General features: G+C 62.5%; 16 protein-coding genes and 1 pseudogene. 3 read left to right on the top strand and 14 right to left on the bottom strand.

Annotation, left to right across the window (positions count from 1 at the left end; genetic code table 11):
- Nucleotides 1–21: 21 nt before the first annotated feature.
- From NKJ78_RS30120 to NKJ78_RS30090, 7 genes are all read right to left on the bottom strand, one after another.
- A complete protein-coding gene (locus NKJ78_RS30120; protein WP_023740509.1) occupies nucleotides 22–765 on the bottom strand; it encodes an ATP-binding cassette domain-containing protein in 744 nt (247 codons plus the stop codon).
- A gap of 9 nt (nucleotides 766–774) precedes the next feature.
- Nucleotides 775–1,974 (bottom strand): alanine racemase, encoded by a 1,200-nt coding sequence (locus NKJ78_RS30115; protein WP_023738289.1) that lies wholly within the window; start codon nucleotides 1,972–1,974, stop codon nucleotides 775–777.
- Between the two features lie 12 nt (nucleotides 1,975–1,986).
- Nucleotides 1,987–2,955 (bottom strand): ABC transporter permease, encoded by a 969-nt coding sequence (locus tag NKJ78_RS30110; protein ID WP_352461176.1) that lies wholly within the window; start codon nucleotides 2,953–2,955, stop codon nucleotides 1,987–1,989.
- 35 nt (nucleotides 2,956–2,990) lie between these two features.
- A complete protein-coding gene (locus tag NKJ78_RS30105; RefSeq protein WP_023729114.1) occupies nucleotides 2,991–4,052 on the bottom strand; it encodes a substrate-binding domain-containing protein in 1,062 nt (353 codons plus the stop codon).
- 67 nt (nucleotides 4,053–4,119) lie between these two features.
- Nucleotides 4,120–5,181 carry a substrate-binding domain-containing protein gene (locus NKJ78_RS30100; RefSeq protein ID WP_031253326.1) on the bottom strand — a complete coding sequence of 354 codons (1,062 nt, stop codon included), beginning with the start codon at nucleotides 5,179–5,181 and terminating at the stop codon, nucleotides 4,120–4,122.
- 31 nt (nucleotides 5,182–5,212) lie between these two features.
- Nucleotides 5,213–6,466, bottom strand: coding sequence for a M20 family metallopeptidase (locus tag NKJ78_RS30095; protein ID WP_023738287.1), 1,254 nt, complete (start codon nucleotides 6,464–6,466; stop codon nucleotides 5,213–5,215).
- Nucleotides 6,463–7,677 (bottom strand): ROK family transcriptional regulator, encoded by a 1,215-nt coding sequence (locus NKJ78_RS30090; protein ID WP_023738286.1) that lies wholly within the window; start codon nucleotides 7,675–7,677, stop codon nucleotides 6,463–6,465. Before NKJ78_RS30090 ends, NKJ78_RS30095 begins: the two co-directional genes overlap by 4 nt.
- A gap of 712 nt (nucleotides 7,678–8,389) precedes the next feature.
- On the opposite strand from NKJ78_RS30090, the gene NKJ78_RS30085 reads away from it, so the two are divergent.
- A complete protein-coding gene (locus NKJ78_RS30085; RefSeq protein ID WP_023738285.1) occupies nucleotides 8,390–9,736 on the top strand; it encodes a family 1 glycosylhydrolase in 1,347 nt (448 codons plus the stop codon).
- 51 nt (nucleotides 9,737–9,787) lie between these two features.
- Nucleotides 9,788–10,318, top strand: a complete 531-nt coding sequence (locus NKJ78_RS30875; RefSeq protein ID WP_502896853.1) for an SDR family oxidoreductase — start codon at nucleotides 9,788–9,790, stop codon at nucleotides 10,316–10,318.
- Between the two features lie 172 nt (nucleotides 10,319–10,490).
- Here the strand turns inward: NKJ78_RS30875 and NKJ78_RS30070 are convergent, their stop codons facing one another.
- From NKJ78_RS30070 to NKJ78_RS30040, 7 genes and pseudogenes are all read right to left on the bottom strand, one after another.
- Nucleotides 10,491–11,039: a hypothetical protein gene (locus tag NKJ78_RS30070; RefSeq protein ID WP_023738284.1), complete on the bottom strand. Its 549-nt coding sequence runs from the start codon at nucleotides 11,037–11,039 to the stop codon at nucleotides 10,491–10,493.
- 189 nt (nucleotides 11,040–11,228) lie between these two features.
- A pseudogene (locus tag NKJ78_RS30065) lies at nucleotides 11,229–11,545 on the bottom strand (Arm DNA-binding domain-containing protein); the annotation flags it as partial.
- A gap of 224 nt (nucleotides 11,546–11,769) precedes the next feature.
- Entirely contained in the window at nucleotides 11,770–13,332 is a 1,563-nt protein-coding gene (gene guaA, locus NKJ78_RS30060; protein WP_023738283.1) for a glutamine-hydrolyzing GMP synthase, read from the bottom strand.
- A gap of 55 nt (nucleotides 13,333–13,387) precedes the next feature.
- Entirely contained in the window at nucleotides 13,388–14,053 is a 666-nt protein-coding gene (locus tag NKJ78_RS30055) for a 5'-methylthioadenosine/S-adenosylhomocysteine nucleosidase (protein WP_023745697.1), read from the bottom strand.
- Entirely contained in the window at nucleotides 14,053–14,511 is a 459-nt protein-coding gene (locus NKJ78_RS30050; protein ID WP_023701303.1) for a PaaI family thioesterase, read from the bottom strand. Before NKJ78_RS30050 ends, NKJ78_RS30055 begins: the two co-directional genes overlap by 1 nt.
- Nucleotides 14,512–14,595: 84 nt before the next feature.
- A complete protein-coding gene (locus NKJ78_RS30045; RefSeq protein ID WP_023738282.1) occupies nucleotides 14,596–15,048 on the bottom strand; it encodes a TspO/MBR family protein in 453 nt (150 codons plus the stop codon).
- A gap of 71 nt (nucleotides 15,049–15,119) precedes the next feature.
- On the bottom strand, nucleotides 15,120–16,409 hold the full coding sequence (locus tag NKJ78_RS30040) for an RsmB/NOP family class I SAM-dependent RNA methyltransferase (RefSeq protein WP_352461178.1): 1,290 nt from the start codon (nucleotides 16,407–16,409) through the stop codon (nucleotides 15,120–15,122).
- 318 nt (nucleotides 16,410–16,727) lie between these two features.
- On the opposite strand from NKJ78_RS30040, the gene NKJ78_RS30035 reads away from it, so the two are divergent.
- On the top strand, nucleotides 16,728–17,405 hold the full coding sequence (locus tag NKJ78_RS30035; RefSeq protein WP_023681822.1) for an MIP family channel protein: 678 nt from the start codon (nucleotides 16,728–16,730) through the stop codon (nucleotides 17,403–17,405).
- Nucleotides 17,406–17,557 lie beyond the last annotated feature (152 nt).

Raw genomic sequence — 17,557 nt, 5'->3', positions numbered from 1 at the left:
GGGCTCTCAGAGAGGTTCCTGCTATTGCTGCTGCAGGCCGGTGATCATGGCAACGATCTCGTTCTTATCGGTCTTCGCGGTCTCGCGAATTCCAATCTGCTTGCCACGCCTGAGAACACAGATGCGGTCGGAGAGCTTGAAGACCTGGTCGAGGCTGTGGCTGATGATCAGGATGCCGACATTGCGCTGCTTCAGCGACTGGACGATAGCCTCCACCCGGGCGGTTTCGGCAACGCCCAGCGCCGCCGTCGGCTCATCCAGCAGGATCAGCTTGCTTGCCCAATGCGTGGCGCGCGCGATCGCAACGCCCTGGCGCTGGCCGCCGGAGAGATCGCGGATAGTGGCGTGGGCGGAGGGGATGCGCACGTCCAGTTCCTTCACCAGTTTCTCGGTCTCGTCGATCATGCGGCGGCGGTCGAGCAAACCGAGGCGGTTCAGCGGCTCGCGGCCGAGGAACATGTTCATGTAGACCGTCTGCTGGTCGGCCAGCGCCAGGTCCTGGTAGACGACCTCGATGCCGTGCGCGCGCCCCATGGTGGCATTCGACATCGTCACCGGTTTTCCTTCGATGACGATGGTGCCGGACGAGGGCGGGTGGACGCCCGAGACGATCTTGACCAGCGTCGACTTTCCGGCGCCGTTGTCGCCGACGAGTGCAACGATCTCGCCCGGGAAAACCTCGAGCGAAAAACTCTCGATCGCGGTGATGCCGCCGAAATTCTTGCGAATGTCGTGCAGCTGAAGGATGGGCGCGCTCACCGTCATGTGTTTCTCCTAGACTGGCCAGGCATAGGGTTCACCGAAGCCGTTCTCGATGGTTTCCACTTTCGGATTGTCCGTCGAAATGCCCGACACGCCGACAATATGGGCGCGGGTGACGAAGGCCTGGCCACGGAAGCCGAACACGGCGCTGTCGCCAGGCTTCGGCGCGTTCGCGCCGGCGGCATCGATCATGGCGTAATAGTCGATCGCAGAGGGCGGCGGCACCTCGACGCTGCGCAGTGCCGACCCTGCCGTCGTCGGTTCAGCCGAGACGATCGCCTTGACGTCGTAGTCGGGGAAGATCGGATCGATGTAGAAGCCGCCGCCAAGGCAATAGGCCTTGCCGCCGGAGAGATGCGAGACCTCGGTGAGATAGAGCACCGCCGGCAGCTCCGGCAAATCTTCCATGACATGCAGCGCGGTGGTGCCATGCAGTCCATTGCCGGGCTCGCACTGCGTCGCGCCAGCCTCGGCGAGTGCCGCCAGCATGACACTCGACGTGGTGCCCGGCGCGTTGATCTCAATGTCCTTGCGGCCTGCCTTGGCCAACGCTTCCGCAGCTTTCGCGAGCGTCGCCAGATTGGGGGTCGGCAGCACTTTCCGCGAAGCATGGTCGAACAGCAGAGCAGGGAAAGTGGTGATGCCGGCGAAACGGCCGCCTTCGACGGCATCCAGCCGGTCGGCGACATCGATAATGTCGGCGGCATTGAAACCGCCTTCATGGCCGCGATAGAAGATATCGCCTTCGGCGGCGATGCGGGCCAGCAGATGCTGCACATAGCCGGCCGCCTTGGCGCCTGTTGCCGCTTCCCCAGCCTTGGTATCATTGAACACGGTCCAGTAGTCCGGCTTGAAGGTTTTCGCCGCAGCCGCCGCTTCGAATTTTGCGACCTGCTGGAGATGGCCGAGATGGCCAAGCTTCATGCCTGCCTTGTGGGTGGCGCGGGCGCAAGCCATGTCGACGGCGACCGCGCGGTCAATGCCGCCGCGCATCACAGCCCGGCAGAACGACGAGGAGCGGCCGACCTGCTTGGTCATGGCGAAGATCTTCAGGCCGTTGCGGTTGGCCTCGCTCTTGAGAACCCGCGCATTGGCCTCAACCGTGTCGAGATCGAGCACATAAGCATTGGCCGGCAGCTTACCTTGCTGGTGCAACCGGATAGCTGATTCGATGAAGGCGGGGTTGCGGCGGCGCAGAATCTCGAGAAACATGGATGGCTTCCTTCAGCGGTTCTTTTCGCGCAGCGACACGGCGACTGCGGTCAGGATAATGAGGCCGCGCACGATCATCTGGTCGGAGACCGACAGGCCCATCAGGATCAGGCCGTTGTTGAGCATGCCCATCATCAACGAGCCGACCAGCGCGCCGACCACGGAGCCCTTGCCGCCATTGAGCAGCGTGCCGCCGACGATGACGGCGGCGATGACCGTCATCAGGTCGGTTTCGCCGAGAGTATATTTCGCCGCCTGCAGGCGACCGGCATAGAGCAAGCCGGCAAGACCGGCGAGCCCGCCGCTGATGGTCAGCACGGCGAGCCTGATCCTGGGCACGCTGATGCCCGATACGCTTGCGGCGCGGGCATTGTCGCCGGTCGCCAGCACATGCGCGCCGAAACGGGTCTCGCGGAACACCAGGTGGCCGATGGCCACGGCAATCACCGACCACCAGACGAGTGAGGGGACAGCGAGCAGCGAGCCGGAACCGAAGAAGCCGGTGAACGCTTCGTTGGTCACCGAGATCGAGCGAAGGTCTGTCATCGAACGCGAAACGCCGGCGAACAGGCCGAGCGTCGCCAGCGTCACCAGGAAGGAGGGCAGCCTGACATACGCCACCAGCACGCCGTTGATGACGCCGATCAGCAGGCCGGCGCCGAGGCCGGCGACTATCCCTGCCGGCATGCCGTACGCGTTGATGGTGACGGCGGCTGCAAGGGCCGCCACCGCCACGATCGAGCCGATCGACAAATCTATTTCGCCGGCCGACATGACGAAGACCAGGCCGATGGCCATGATCGTCACCGGCGTCGTCTGCAACACGATGTTCGATAAGTTTCGGACGGTGAGGAAGCCGCTGTCCCTCAGCACAATGGCGAAGAACAGGAAGATCGCCAGGAAACCGAGGTAGACGACATATTGCTGCAGATTGAAGCGGCTGGCGAAGCTGCCACCGGCGCTGGTGTTGGCACTGGACATTTTATTCCTCCGGTGGTGAGCGCTTCGCCTCGAGCCTATTTCACCGCGTCCGCGATAGCCGCCGGTACGTCCCTGTTGAGGGACTTCTTCCAACCGTCCTTCACCGTGTCCTTGGTGACGGCGATGGAATCTACGGCATAGAATGGTTCGGCCTTCTTGCCGACCAGAGAACCTGCCGAGGCGCGCGCCAGCGTCACGCCAATGCTGTAGGCCTCGTCGGCGACGAGGGCCGCGATGTTGCCGCCCTTGACCATGTCGAGCGCGGCAGGCTCATTGAGGTCGAGCGTGACAATCTTGGTGTGCGTGTTGCCGGCACCGCGCAAGGCCGAAAGCACGCTCAGCGCCGGTTCGGCCCAGGTGACATAGATGCCGTCCAGGTCCGGATGCTGGGTGATCATCGCCTGGGCGATGTCTTCGCTGCGCGCCGGGTCGGCCATGCCGGCCTCGGCCTCGATCTTCATATCGGGATAGTCCTGCTCGATGGTCTTCTTGAAGGCCTGGTCGCGCTGGTTGGTGACGTAGAAGTCGGCATCGTGGAAGATGTAGCCGATCTTGCCTTTCTTGCCGAGCGCCTCGGCCATGGCGATGCCGGCCTTGTTGCCCATCTGAAAGAGATCGTCGGAGACGATGGTGACATAGTCCCTGCCCTGCTTGTAGCCGGCCGGGGAATTGTCAACGAAGCCGAGCTTGACGCCGGCCTGGCGTGCCGGATCGTAGACCGAAGCTGCGGTCGCCGGATCGACGGGAAGCGACAGGATGATCGACGGCTTTTTGGCCATCACCGTCTCGATATCGGCCTTCTGTCGCGCGGCGTCGAAACCGGCATCGGTCTGCGCCACCACCTCGATGCCGAGGCGCTTGAATTCGTCATGGGCGCCGGCGTTGACGGCGTTGGTGTATTCGCTCATCTCGTGCCAGACGAGGGCGGCGGTGAACTTGCCGTCCTTGATCTGCTGCTCTTCGGCTGGCGTCAGCGTAAGACTGCTCGCCGGCACCGGCTTTTCACCATTCGGTCCTGTGGTGACGCCTTCGGCGGCGAAGGCGTGCATGGCTAGCAGGCTCGCCACTGTCGTTATGATTACAGATGCTTTGCGCATGTCCCGGTTCCCTTTTTGTTGTGTCGAAGAAAGCTCCGGTGCGGCGGGCCGCGCCGGAGCGAGAGCCTTACTTCGCCGCGTCGAGCACCGGCTGCGGCGCGTCGCGGTTGAGCGAGTCCTTCCAGCCCTGCGCGACATTCTCCTTGGTGACGGTCAGGGCCGGGGCGACGACGAAGGCCGGGGTCGGCTGGCCAAGCAGCGACTTCATGCCGGAAGCAGCCATGGCGCGGCCGAGTTCATAGGCCTTGTCGGCGACGAGGGCTGCGACATTGCCGCCCTTGACCATGTCGAGCGCGACCGGCTCGGCGAGGTCGAGCGTGACGATCTTGGTCCTGGCGTTGCCGGCGCCGCGTAGCGCCGACAGCACGCCGTCGGCCGGCTCGGCCCAGGTCACGTAGATGCCGTCGAGATCGGGATGCTGCAAAAGCATCGCGTTGGCCAGTTCCTCGGCGCGGGCCGGGTCGGATATGCCCTGTTCGGCGACGATCTTGATGTCGGGATACACCTTCTCGATGGTGGTCTTGAAGGCTTGGTCGCGCTGGTTGGTGACGTAGTAGGCAGCGTCGTGGAAAATGTAGCCGACCTTGCCCTTGCCGCCGATCGCCTTGGCCATCGCGTCCGCAGCCTGCTTGCCCATCTGGAATAGATCGTCAGTCACGATCGAAGCGTAATCGGTGCCCTGCTTGTAGCCCTTGGGCAAGTTGGACAGGAACACCAACTTGGTGCCGTCCTTGACCGCCTGGCGGAAGGCTTCTGCCGAGGTGACCGGGTCGAGCGGCAGCGCCAAGATGACGTTGGGCTTGGCGGCCAACGCCGTCTCGATGTCGCTGCGCTGGCGGGCGGAGTCGAACTGGGCATCCGTTTTGACCGCAATGGTGATGCCGGCGCGGGCGAATTCGTAGGTGGCGCCGGCGGTTACCGCATTGGTGAAATCGGACGAGGTGTGCCAGAGCAAGGCAGCCTTGTAGCCCTTGTCCTTGAGCGCGGCGATGTCGGCATCGCTTAGGATCACGTCGGCGCTCGGCGTGGCGCTCTCGCCCTGCGGGCCGACCGTCTGTGCGAAAGCTGGGTTGGCGGCAAGCATCAATCCGCCGGCAAAGGCGGCGGCGATCAGTGTCTTCATCGGCATGTCAGTTCTCCCATTTTGCTTCGTTGGTGGTTCAGTCGGCCACGCCGCAATAGCGGGCCATGAAGGCGGCGAAGCCGACTATGCCGGCAAAATATTCCTCGACATCGACGTGCTCCTCGAATGTGTGGCAATTCCTGATGTCGCCGGGCGCGCAATAGACGGCAGGAATACCGAGCTGATTGATGATGAAGGGGGACTCCGACCAGAACGGTGCGCCCTCGATGACGCCGCGTCCGCTCATTGCGCCGGCCATCGCGTCGGACAGCATGGCGACTTCCGCCCGCGTTTCGCCGATCTCGGCAGCGGTGCCGCCCAGCCTGTGGTCGCGGCCGGCGGGGTAGGCGAACTCTACCGAAATATCCGGATCGGCGATCGCGCCGCGCACGGCAGCCTCGATCTCGGCGGCGGCGGTGTCGAGGTCCTCGCCAGGCAACAGCTTGCGGATCAGCGAGAGCGTGCAGCGCTCGGGAACGGCAATGTAGCCGCCGCCGGCAAGCCCGGTGATAAGCAGGAAGCCGCGCCCGACCAGTTTGTGCTCGGCGCGCGCGGCGACCTCATCCGAATGCTTCCAAAGCGCCGTCATCGCGGCATGGCTTGCACGGAGCGCATCCTTGCCGAGTTCTGGCACACCGAAATAGGCGGATTTGCCGGTAATCGAGATATCGGTGATGAAGAAGCCGATCTGCGCCGCATAGACGGCCAGGCGGGTCGGCTCGACATAGATGGTGAAATCGGGTGCTGTGATCTCGCCGGCCTCGATGCGTCCGACGAAGTGCTTGATCCCGGCGGAAATGCCGGTGCCGGGCTGGCCGCTCTCCTCGTCGCCGACGAAAGCGAAGGCGACGTCGCCCTTGAGGCGAACGCCTGCCTTTTCGAGCAGCGCGAGTGCAGCCAGCGAAGCAGTGATGCCGGCCTTGAGGTCGCCTGAGCCGCGGCCCCAGACAGCACCATCAATGATCGGGGCGGCGAACGGATCCTCACGCTCGGTGCCTGCCCAATGCTCGCGCCAGCCGTCGACATGGACGGTGTCGGTATGGCCGATGAACAGCAGGCGCTTTCCCTGGTCGGCCCCCTTGCGCTCGCCCCAGATGTTGGGCCGCCCAGGAAGGAATTCCGTCCTGGTCAGGCCGCTGAGGTCAAGGTCGCGCATCCTGGCTTCGAGGAAGTCGACGAAGTTGGCTTCGTTGCCGGTGATGCTCTCGCGGTCAATGGCGCCGCGAAACAGCGTTAGTGCGTCGTCACGGTCGAGCGCTGCCTGTAGGCGGGCGGTAATATCGTGAGTCATATCGCGGCCTCCTTCAGCGCGGCGGCCTGGGCAGGCGGCAGCGAAATCCGGCCATCAGGCGCGTCGACGCCGAACAGCGTGTTGTGCAACTGGCCAAGGCCGATTGCCGCCGCGCCGATGAGGGCTGCGCGTGCGCCGAGTTCGCTCGCCTCGACCCTGACTGGATAGGGGAAGCATAGCGGCAGAAGCGCCTGCACCCTGGACAGGATTTCGGGCCGCAACCCAATCGAGCCGCCGAGGATAAACTTTTCTGGATTGGCAATTGCCGCGATTGCCGCAACGCCTTGCGCCAGATGGCGGGCAGTTTCGTCGAGCACGGCGAGCGCGTCCTTGTCGCCAAGCGCGGCATTCTCGAATATTGCCGGCACCGAGACCTGCCTGCCGGTGAGGGCGTGGTAGCGATCGGTCATGGCGTGGGTGGCCACCGCGCGTTCGAATGCGCCGGTGCGCAGTGATTCCTCGGCGAAGGGATCGGCGCCGATCGGCATAAAACCGATCTCGCCGGCGGCGTGCCCAGCACCCCGCACCAGATGGCCGCCCAGCATCAGCCCGCTGCCGATGCCGGTGCCGAGCGCGATGTAGGCGAGATTGTCGATGCCCTGGCCTTGGCCGAGCCAGTTCTCGCCAAGCACCGCGAGATTGACGTCGTTCTCGATCATCACCGCGACGCCGAGCGCTTCTTCGAAGGCATCCAGCACATTCATTGTGTCGAAGCCGGCAATGTTCGGCGCCATTAGAATGCGGCCGGTGGCCGGGTCAGGAGCGCCAGGCGCGCCGATGACGGCCAGGCGTATCTTCTTGCGCGCGACGTGCTGTCTGGCCGCGGCATCGAAGGCCAGCGCTGCAATCTGATCGACGACGAACTGGCCGCCGCGCGGATCGGTCGGTGTGGCGGCTTCGGCAAAGATCTGGCAGGCAAGGTCGGTCAGCGCGACCCGCACCTTGGTACCGCCAAGGTCGACGGCGATGATATAGGCTGCGTCGTGGACCAGTTCGTAGGTGACGGCGGTGCGCCCGACATGGCCGCTGGTGCGGCCGGTTTCCTGGACCCAGCCCTCCTGCTCGAGCCCGCGCATGATTTCGGAGATGGTCTGCTTCGACAGGCCCGTCAGCTTGGCGATCGAGGCGCGGGAGATCGGCCCGCCCTGGACGATCGCTTCCATCACGGAGCGCTGTGAGAACTGACGGGATATGCGCGGCAGGTCAGTCACATTGAACTCCGGTTAATTCGTTCTATGACCGAACTTATTATTCGGAACTGGACCTGTCAATGTATGTTCGCGAGCGGCCGTTTTTGCGTACGCGAACATTGATCCGAAGGCAGGATTCAGGCGCGTTGCTGTTGTTCGGCAGAAGATAAATGCGGTCAGCGAATGGCTGGATCAGCTTCTTGAATCAATTTGGCGAACAGCTTCGTAGCCATTGACGAATAACGATCATGCTAGTGTCTGAGGGTCACTGTTTTCTACAGGAGATCAATACAGCGGATGGTTCGCCGGTCCATATCTCTCGTATTCTCTCGTATGGGTCTGTCGAACCAAAGGACGATGAACGAGACTAACTACTGGCTTCGAGAATATTGGTGATGTACCGCGGGTCTGCCTCCCAGTGAATGGCTCAAATGGGGCCGGCAGCGGAACGTCCGCTTGCAGTTTGCAAACGTGGATAGCTACCATACCGCTTTCACTTGCAAAGGCGCGTTTGACGCCAACTGGTCTGGCCCGAAGCCGACATCTCCGTCCAGCATAGTCCGACCATGTTCGGCGCAAGCTGCTCGCTTGAACCGTGGGATAGAATTCCGCCAATTTCAGGCACGTGGTTGTCAGGCGCCTACCGAACTTGACAAGCAGTCTTGCAGGAACTGCGTTGAGCACTGAACGTTTGACCAAGCGCGGGCATCTCCGCCTTGGCTAAGGACCATCAATGTTCACGTTCATGTTTGCCACCGGCATCGAGAACAGCACCCCCACCATTCGACAAGGCCGGGAGCGCGTCGACGAAATGGAAAAATGCCGCTTCTACGAACGATGGCGCACCGACTTCGAACTGGTCCAGGATCTCGGGGTGCATTTCCTCCGCTACGGACCTCCCATCCACAAAACGTGGCTGGGTGATGGACGTTATGATTGGGCATTCGCCGATGAGACCTTCGCGGACCTGAAGGCGAAAGACATTCTTCCGATCGTCGACCTTTGCCATTTTGGCGTGCCGGACTGGGTTGGCAACTTCCAGAACCCGGACTTTCCGACACTATTCGAGCACTACGCCAGGGATTTCGCGATGCGCTATCCGTGGATCCAGCTCTTCACCCCAATAAATGAGATGTTCATCTGCGCCACCTTTTCGGCTCGCTGGGGATGGTGGAACGAACAACTGAGCAGCGACACTGCTTTCGTCACCGCCCTCAAGCACATCGTGAAGGCGAACGTGCTTGCCATGCGGGCGATCCTCGAGGTGCGGCCGGACGCCATCTTCATACAGAGCGAATCCTCGGAATACTTCCACGCCGATTCTCCCGAGGCGGTCGGCAGAGCGGAACGGTTCAACAGCGAGCGTTTCCTGTCGCTTGATCTCAACTACGGTCATGACGTCGACGCGCACACCTATCGCTATCTTCTCGAAAACGGGATGACGGCCGAAGAATACAGTTTCTTCCTGGAGAGCCATCTGCGCAGGCATTGCGTGATGGGCACCGACTATTACCAGACCAACGAACATCGGGTTTGGGCAGACGGAACGACGTCCGGGTCCGGCGAGGTGTTTGGCTATGACGAGATCACGCGGCAGTACTTCAACCGCTACCGGCTTCCCGTAATGCATACGGAGACCAACATCAGCGAAGGCCCCAATGGAGACGAAGCCGTCTATTGGCTGTGGAAAGAGTGGGCCAACGTGCTGCGGATCCGCAACGATGGCATCCCCATCGTAGGCTTCACCTGGTACTCGCTGACGGATCAGGTGGACTGGGACAGTGCGCTTCGGGAGAACAACGGACGGATCAATCCGCTCGGCCTCTATGACCTCGACCGAAATCCGAGGGCGGTGGGGCGCGCTTTCAAGGCGCTGATCGCGAACTGGAATAAGCTGTTGGCCACACAAAGTGTCTGCCTTGCTTTGCCGGTCTTTCTTCCCTCACAGCAGGATGATGCCATTGTTCGCGCGCAACAGGATTATGCGCGCAGCCTGCTCAGCGTGGATCGGGTCGCTGAAGGCTGGACTGAACCACTTGCTGCTCCCCAGAAAGAGGTCGAACCCGATGCGCCTGGATAACAAGACTGCATTGCAACCGGTGCTGCAAGCGGCATTGGACTGGCCATCGCCATGCGGTTGGGCACCGAAGGTGCACGGGTGAGCCGACGTGGGTGGAGGCAAGGTCGAGAAGGCGCGCATCGGTTCGACAAGGGGCGCGCCGGGGGAGGCCGCTATCACGGTGCTGTCGACTTGCGCTCACGCGTTCGGCAGGTTGGTAATAATCGTCAACAGCGCGCCGGCCTGATAATCTTTAAACCCATTGAGGCATTCACTAGAGCGGGCTGGCTGAAGGTGCTGAGCGTCGACCTGCTGGGAGCAATTTATTTCGCCGGAAAGGCATTCGCTCATATGACATCTGGCGGCGTCATCGTAACACATATTGAGTGTGCGCGGTCGAGACGAGCTCCGCATGTCGAGCTATACGCCGCGGCAAAGGCCACCCTCCTGTCTCTAACCGAGACCCGACGCAGTTCGCACCTTGGCCGACTGGGCATGAATCCGGACGATTACCGAACCAAATGGAACCTGCCTCGCAATTACCCGATGGTGGCACCCAACTATTCGGGAAGCGTTCCGCATATCGCCTCTAACACCCAGTAGCGGACAGCTCTCGCCTGAGGCGTCAGTTGTCGTTGAAGCGCTCCGGCATCGCATTCGAGACCAAGGCTGGTGCACAAGGATCATGACATCGAATTCCACTCTATACAGGAACAAGTGCCTTTCCTCGAGATTAGGGTTCGACGCCGCAACGGCGTCGAACCCCAAAGGAGACTCACATGAAACGTAAGATTTTGACAGCTACAGCGATCTCTCTCTGTCTCGCCACCGCGGCCTTGGCGCAGTCGTCGGGAACATCCAGCGGCACGAACGGAACGTCCGGCTCATCGGCCGGGTCGGGTATGAGTTCTACGTCCGGCTCAGGCCAAAGCGGTATCCCGAGCGGCTGGGACAGCAAGCTCTCGGGCTCATTCTTCAGCGACGCCAATTCGGGAAGACTTCTGTCGCAGGATGAGATCCGCAAGAACTGGTCGTCCCTGAGCTCTGAACAGCAGGCACAGGTTCGCTCCGACTGCTCGAGAATGACGGCCAGTAACGGCACTGGCTCTGGCACAATGACCGGCACGTCAGGTAGCTCGGCTTCGACCGGCAGTGATACAACGGCGAGTGTCGGCACCGGCTCTGGCACAGCCACCGGCACTTCAGGCAGCTCTGGTTCGACCGGCAGTAACACCACGGCCAGCAACAGCACTGGTTCGGGTACAACCACCGGCACGTCGGGATCCTCGAATACAGCTGGCGATACGACCGCCAGCACCAGCACGGGTTCGGGCGCGAACTCGGCTGCTCAAATGGCTTCGATGCAGCAGCTCTGCACTCAGGTGCAAGGGATGTGAGTGAATGCGGCGCTCCGGGCCGGCTTGGCCGGATTAAGAAGAGGCCTTGAAGGCCCGGGCATCGCTTTGGTTTGGTAGCCATTTCGGCGCTGAAGTCGGCCGGAGACCGGGGTCACAACTCGGCGCTTGTCGCGCTGTTTCTCGATCGCCGGCGATCGTCCCTCGACAATAGCGCGCTTCGCGTCGAGACACTTCTCTCGGGCAAGGGTAAGTGAGATTCCGCCCCGCCCATACCTGCCTAGATAGACCGTCTCCTGGCGTCCGTTGAGCCTGTAGTCCAGCCGAACCAGATCGCACCACTGGGCATCGCGCGGACATACATGCCGTCACGGTCTGCAATCTTATAGATTTTCTCTTTTGGTTTCAGTGCCTTAAGGGCGGCATCCGTCTGAAAAGTACCGTCAGTACAATTTCGAGGCTCTTCGGCAGAAATTTTGTTTTATCTTCAATTCCTTAAGGCATAAAAAAGTACCGTCAGAGCCTCATTGGATCTGACGGCACTTCGAAAAATCTGAGCTAGCAATATGCGGAAGGTCCGTCAGCCGGTCCGTCAATCCAATCTCTGCGCACCGATTGTCGCCGAATGGGTTTATATGTGTTGTCAAATAGTTATGGCGTACAATGGCGTGTTTTCGGCGGCGTTTGAGTGGGCCTGAATCACTCCCACTCGATGGTGCCTGGCGGCTTTGACGTCACGTCGTAGACGACGCGGTTGATGCCGCGGACTTCGTTGATGATGCGGGTGGCCGCCGCGCCGAGGAAAGCCATGTCGTAGTGGTAGAAGTCGGCGGTCATGCCGTCGACGGACGTCACGGCGCGCAGGGCGCAGACGAATTCGTAGGTGCGGCCGTCGCCCATCACACCGACGGTCTGCACCGGAAGCAGCACGGCGAAAGCCTGCCAGATGGCGTCGTAGAGGCCGGCCTTTCGGATCTCGTCGAGATAGATGGCGTCGGCCTCGCGCAGGATTTCGAGCTTTTCGCGGGTGATACCGCCGGGGCAGCGGATGGCAAGGCCTGGTCCGGGGAACGGATGGCGGCCAATAAAACTTTCGGGCAGGCCGAGTTCCTTGCCCAGTGCCCTCACCTCGTCCTTGAACAGTTCGCGCAGCGGCTCGACCAGCTGCATGTTCATGCGCGCCGGCAGGCCGCCGACATTGTGGTGCGACTTGATGGTCACCGACGGGCCGCCGGTGAAGGAGACGCTCTCGATGACGTCGGGATAGAGCGTGCCTTGCGCCAGGAAATCGGCGCCGCCGAGTTTCTTGGCCTCTTCCTCGAACACCTCGATGAACAGCCGGCCGATGGTCTTGCGCTTCGTCTCGGGGTCGGACTCGCCTTCCAGCGCGGAGATGAATTTTTCCGACGCGTCGACAAGGATCAGCGGCAGATTATAGTGCTGGCGGAACATCGCCACCACGCCGGCGGCCTCGTCCTTGCGCATAAGGCCATGGTCGACAAGAATGCAGGTCAGCTGGTCGCCTACCGCTTCGTGGATCAGCAAGGCAGCGACCGATGAATCCACGCCGCCCGACAGCGCGCAGATCACCTTGCCCTTGCCGACCTGTTTGCGAATTGTCTCGACCGCATGCTCGCGATAGGCGCGCATCGTCCAGTCGCCTTCGATGCCGGCGATGTTGTGCACGAAGTTTCTCAGCAGCCTGGCGCCATCCGGCGTATGCACAACTTCCGGGTGGAACATGATGCCGTACATCTTGCGCGCGACATTGCCGAAGATGGCGAAGGGCGAGCCTTCCGACTTGCCGAAGACTTCGAACCCCTTGGGCAGCGAGATGACGCGGTCGCCATGGCTCATCCACACCTGGTGGCGCTGGCCTGGCGCCCACAGGCCCTCGAACAGCGGGCTGTCCTTTTCGATCTCGACGAAGGCGCGGCCGAATTCGCGATGGTTCGAGCTTTCGGCGACGCCGCCCATCTGCACGCACATGGCCATCTGGCCATAGCAGATACCGAGCACAGGTACGCCGGCATCGAAGACGATCTGCGGCGCGCGCGGGCTGCCGATGTCCGATGTCGAGGCGGGACCGCCCGACAGGATCACGGCTTTCGGATTGATGCGCTTGAAGGCAGCTTCGGCCGATTGGAACGGCACGATCTCGGAAAACACGCCAGCCTCGCGGATGCGGCGGGCGATGAGTTGCGTAAACTGGCTGCCGAAATCGACAATCAGGACTGTATCGGGATGATTGGCTGTCGTCATGGCGAGCCTTTAGAGAAAGAAACGAGTCGGCGCAATGGGGTGCGCAACCCGACTTTCAGAGCGGCGCCGACTCTTGCCCAGGCTGCTCCTTGTGTAGCGTGCCGGAGCCGATGGCCTGTTCGAGCCGAGCGACCGCATCCGCCAGCTTCTCGTCGATGACATGCAGATATTCGGTCCAGTCGCCAACGTGGCGCAGATCGGCTGCACCGTCTGAAATGCCGCGCAGGCCGATAAGCGGGACATCGAACAACTGGCAGGCGCGCAGGCAGGCGAAGGTTTCCATGTCGACCATATCGGCGGCGATGGCGTCGTAGGCGGCGCCGGTGATGATGGCGCCGCCGGTCGACAGGCTGGCTTCTTTAATGCCCGGTATCCTGAATGATAGCGGGACGGTCACCGGCAGGTCGAGGAACGGCGTCGCGCCTTTTTCGAAGCCTAGCGGCGAAGCGTCGATGTCGCGATAGCTGACCGAGACCGCCTGGTAGATTTCCGTCTGCTCCAGTGTGCGGCTGCCGGCGGAGCCGAGCGAGACGACGAGATCGGGCAACGCCTTCTCGGATTTCAGCCATGACAGTTCGGCGCCGAGCCGCACACCTGCCTCTACCGGGCCGACGCCCGTCATCAGCGGCGTGAACAGTTTTTGCAGATGCGGACCGTACTCGGCCTGCGCCGCCATGACGAAGAGGACGTCCTTGCCACCAATTCGCGTAATTTTGGCCATCAGCCTGCTATCCCGTCACGGCCAACCACCGTCATCATCGTGCCGGTCATGGTCGCGATCAGCTTGGCCTCGCCATCGGCGGCAAAGGCGTACGCTTGGCCATCGGCGACAATGATGGTGCGGCCGGGTTTGGTCACCGAGCCGCGGAACAGGAAGCGTTCGCCCCGGCCGGGCGCCAGGAGGTTGACCTTGAACTCAATGGTCAGCACACCGGAATTTTCCGGCATCAGCGAAAATGCGGCATAGCCGCAGGCCGAATCCAGCGCCGTCGAAATCACCCCGGCATGCAGGAAACCGTGCTGCTGGGTCAGTGCCTGGGAATAGGGCATTTCGATCTCGATGATGCCCGGCGTCACAAGCGTCAGCTCGGCGCCGATGGTCGCCATCGCCTGCTGGCGGGCGAACGACGCCCTGACGCGGTCCTCATAATCGGGTGCGGGTACGATCTTTGCTGCCATGGCCATCGCCCTGATTTACCTGCAAAGCTTATCGCAGACGCCTGAACGCCACGCAAATGCTTTTGCTGCACTGCAGCAAAGCACTCAGTTCAACAGGAGCAGCGACGCGTTGAGCAAGGTGGCGAAGGCTACCCACGCGGCATAGGGCGCAAACAGCCAGCCGGAAACCCGATGGCGGTTCCACACCGTGGCTATGAACAGCGCAATGCTGGCGAGAAGAGCCAGGATCACGACCAGTGCCGGCCCCATCTGTTTGGCGCCGAAGAAAGTCGGCGACCACGCGAAGTTCAGAACAAGCTGGAGGGCCCAGATCTTCATCGCGGCGCCTGCTCGTTCCCGCTCCCATGTCCGCCAGCCGGCTACGGCGATCAGCACATAGAGGAGCGTCCAGGCCGGCGCGAAGACCCAGTTGGGCGGGTTGAAGGGCGGCTTGGCGAGCGAGGCATACCATTCACCCGGCAACGTCGCATAGCCGATCAGCAGGCCTCCGCCGAGCACCAGAATGAGGAAAAGCAGAAGCGACACATATCTTTGCAAGAATTCTACCCCGTCTGGCGGCCGACGCCGCGCATCTGCAACTGGCGCTATGTCAGCTGTCAATCGCAGCGTCAATTCGCCCCACGCAGCGCACAGAAATAGAACCCGTCGGTGCCGCTCAGCGCCGGCGACAGCGAGATGTCGCTTGTCTTGCCGATCCGGGCGGCCGCTGCGTGACCGGGGAAGCTGATATCCCAGAGCGCGCGATGATCGACCGGGACAAAGCCCTTGTGGCGCTCGCGAAAGGCGGCGATCTGCTCGCCATTCTCCTCGTCGAACACCGAACAGGTGATGTAGACCAGCAGGCCGCCGGGTTTGACATAGGCCTTGGCCGCGTCGAGGATCGCCGACTGCTCGCCCTTGCGGGCATCGAGCTGTCTCTGCGTCAGCCGCCATTTGGCGTCGGGACGGCGCCGCCAGGTGCCGCTGCCGGTGCAGGGCGCATCCACCAGCACGATGTCCATGTGGCCTGCGAGGGGGCTGAGCTCGGCCGGCTTGGTGACGACCTGGACGTTGCGGTTTTCCGAACGGCGGATGCGGTCGAAGATCGGCGCCAGCCGCGCCTTTTCGGCATCATGGGCGAAGACCTGGCCTTTGTTGGCCATCGCCGCCGACAGCGCCAGCGTCTTGCCGCCGGCGCCGGCGCAGAAATCGAGCACCTGCATCCCGGCTTGCGCGCCGGCAAGGGCGGCAACGATCTGCGAGCCTTCGTCCTGGACCTCGAACCAGCCTTTCTGGAAGGCCGGCTCGGCCTGTACGTTCGGGTGCCTGCCGTCGCCGTCGATGGGCGGGATGCGAATGCCTTGTGGCGCGATAGCGGCTGCCTTGGCGCCGGTTTCGGCGAGTTCCGCCAGCACTTTGGCGCGGTCGGACTGCAGCGTATTGACCCTGATGTCGAGCGGCGGGCGGGTCGCCAGGGCAGCACCTTCCGCAACCCAGTCTGTGCCAAAGGCTCGTTCGAACAACGGCGCGCACCAGTCAGGTATGTCCGCCCGCACCGCCTCCGGCGCGTCTTCAGGCCGGCGCTCGGCCAGCGCCTGCAACTCGGCGGCGCTGAGCAGCGGCGGCGCGAACTTGTCACCCTGGAGCGCATCGTTAAGCGATTGCGGCGTCTGGCCCCATTCGATGAGCAGCGCGCCGAAGCCGATGGCGCGGGGCGTGTCTTCACCCAAAAGCCAGCCGGCGGAACGTTTGTGGCGCAGCGCGTCGTAGACGATGTTGCCGATCGCCGCGCGGTCGCCGCCGCCCGCAAAGCGATGCGACAGGCCCCAATCTTTCAGCGCATCGGCCACCGGCCGGTGGCGCCGGCCAATGTCGTCCAGCACTTCAATGGCTGCCGCCAGCCGTCCGCCCAGTCGCATTCGTCATTCCATCTATCGAGCACAGTATCTTTCGGCCTGCTCTTAGAGCGTTTCGCGTCGAGATTGAACCCCGCTTGAATTTCGCGGCGACGAGGCCTTCCGCTCGCGGCCGACAATTTCCCCGCCGGCAAATGTCCGCCCGCCGGCGATAACAAATCTCAAATATATGCAAGGTCTCTAATGTTGGTAACTGGCCGCCGTAAGCACGATCTGTGGCGCAATTGCTCTGCTTTCCAAGCTTTTGCGTTGGGAATACTCTTTGCGCCATGATTCGCGGCGCGGAAAAGCGGACCGACGGATCGATACGAGGAGAGGGCAATGAAAACGTATCTTGCGGAAGTTCTAGGGACATTTCTATTGGTGTTTATCGGCACGGCGTCGGTGGCGACGGGTGGCTTTCTCGCCGACTTGCCGCTGGGCCAGGAAGCCATCGGCCTGGCGTTCGGCATCGGCCTGATTGCGGCGGCTTACGCGGTGGGTCCCATCTCAGGCGCACATCTCAACCCGGCCGTCACGCTCGGCGTCTTCCTTGCCGGCCGGCTGCCGGCCAAGGATGTCATTCCTTACTGGATCGCGCAGATCATCGGCGCCATTCTGGCCTCGCTGGCGCTGTGGATCATCGTCTCCGGCCAGACCGGCGGGCACACCACCGGTTTCGGCGCCAATGGCTGGGACGTAGCGAAATGGGGGACGAGTTCGGCCTTCCTGTGGGAGCTGATCGGCACCTTCACCTTCGTCACCGTCATCCTCGGCGTCACAGCCGAGAAGCACTCGACGGCGTTCGCCGGCCTGGTCATCGGCCTGACGCTGGCCGGACTGCACTTCGCAATGATCCCAGTGACCGGCACCTCGCTCAATCCGGCGCGTTCGATCGGCCCGGCGCTGTTTACCGGCGGCGCAGCCCTCAGCCAGCTCTGGCTGTTCATCGTTGCGCCGCTGATCGGCGGCGCAATCGCTGGCGTCGTCGCCAAGGCACGCATCTTCGAAAAGGACTGATTTCGAAGCCTGCGAAAACGAAGGGGGGGGGGGGGGGCGCCCCGCCCCGCGGGGGGGGGGGGTTTTTTTGGGGCGGGGCGGGGAGCGGCGCGGGGGGGGACCGGGGGAGCGGGGGGGGGTAGAAAAAAGTGAGTGGACCCGCGCGCGGTAGT

The sequence above is a fragment of the Mesorhizobium sp. M0037 genome, assembly GCF_040323635.1.
GTDB lineage: Bacteria > Pseudomonadota > Alphaproteobacteria > Rhizobiales > Rhizobiaceae > Mesorhizobium.
The sequence above is the reverse complement of the archived record's forward strand: the minus strand, read 5'-3'. Positions and strand labels throughout refer to the sequence as shown.

Excerpts from the sequence above, each read along its gene's own strand:
- NKJ78_RS30120 (WP_023740509.1), bottom strand. The coding sequence starts at position 765 with ATGACGGTGAGCGCGCCCATCCTTCAGCTGCACGACATTCGCAAGAAT.
- NKJ78_RS30115 (WP_023738289.1), bottom strand. The coding sequence starts at position 1,974 with ATGTTTCTCGAGATTCTGCGCCGCCGCAACCCCGCCTTCATCGAATCA.
- NKJ78_RS30110 (WP_352461176.1), bottom strand. The coding sequence starts at position 2,955 with ATGTCCAGTGCCAACACCAGCGCCGGTGGCAGCTTCGCCAGCCGCTTC.
- NKJ78_RS30105 (WP_023729114.1), bottom strand. The coding sequence starts at position 4,052 with ATGCGCAAAGCATCTGTAATCATAACGACAGTGGCGAGCCTGCTAGCC.
- NKJ78_RS30100 (WP_031253326.1), bottom strand. The coding sequence starts at position 5,181 with ATGCCGATGAAGACACTGATCGCCGCCGCCTTTGCCGGCGGATTGATG.
- NKJ78_RS30095 (WP_023738287.1), bottom strand. The coding sequence starts at position 6,466 with ATGACTCACGATATTACCGCCCGCCTACAGGCAGCGCTCGACCGTGAC.
- NKJ78_RS30085 (WP_023738285.1), top strand. The coding sequence starts at position 8,390 with ATGTTCACGTTCATGTTTGCCACCGGCATCGAGAACAGCACCCCCACC.
- NKJ78_RS30875 (WP_502896853.1), top strand. The coding sequence starts at position 9,788 with ATGCGGTTGGGCACCGAAGGTGCACGGGTGAGCCGACGTGGGTGGAGG.
- guaA (WP_023738283.1), bottom strand. The coding sequence starts at position 13,332 with ATGACGACAGCCAATCATCCCGATACAGTCCTGATTGTCGATTTCGGC.
- NKJ78_RS30055 (WP_023745697.1), bottom strand. The coding sequence starts at position 14,053 with ATGGCCAAAATTACGCGAATTGGTGGCAAGGACGTCCTCTTCGTCATG.
- NKJ78_RS30050 (WP_023701303.1), bottom strand. The coding sequence starts at position 14,511 with ATGGCAGCAAAGATCGTACCCGCACCCGATTATGAGGACCGCGTCAGG.
- NKJ78_RS30040 (WP_352461178.1), bottom strand. The coding sequence starts at position 16,409 with ATGCGACTGGGCGGACGGCTGGCGGCAGCCATTGAAGTGCTGGACGAC.
- NKJ78_RS30035 (WP_023681822.1), top strand. The coding sequence starts at position 16,728 with ATGAAAACGTATCTTGCGGAAGTTCTAGGGACATTTCTATTGGTGTTT.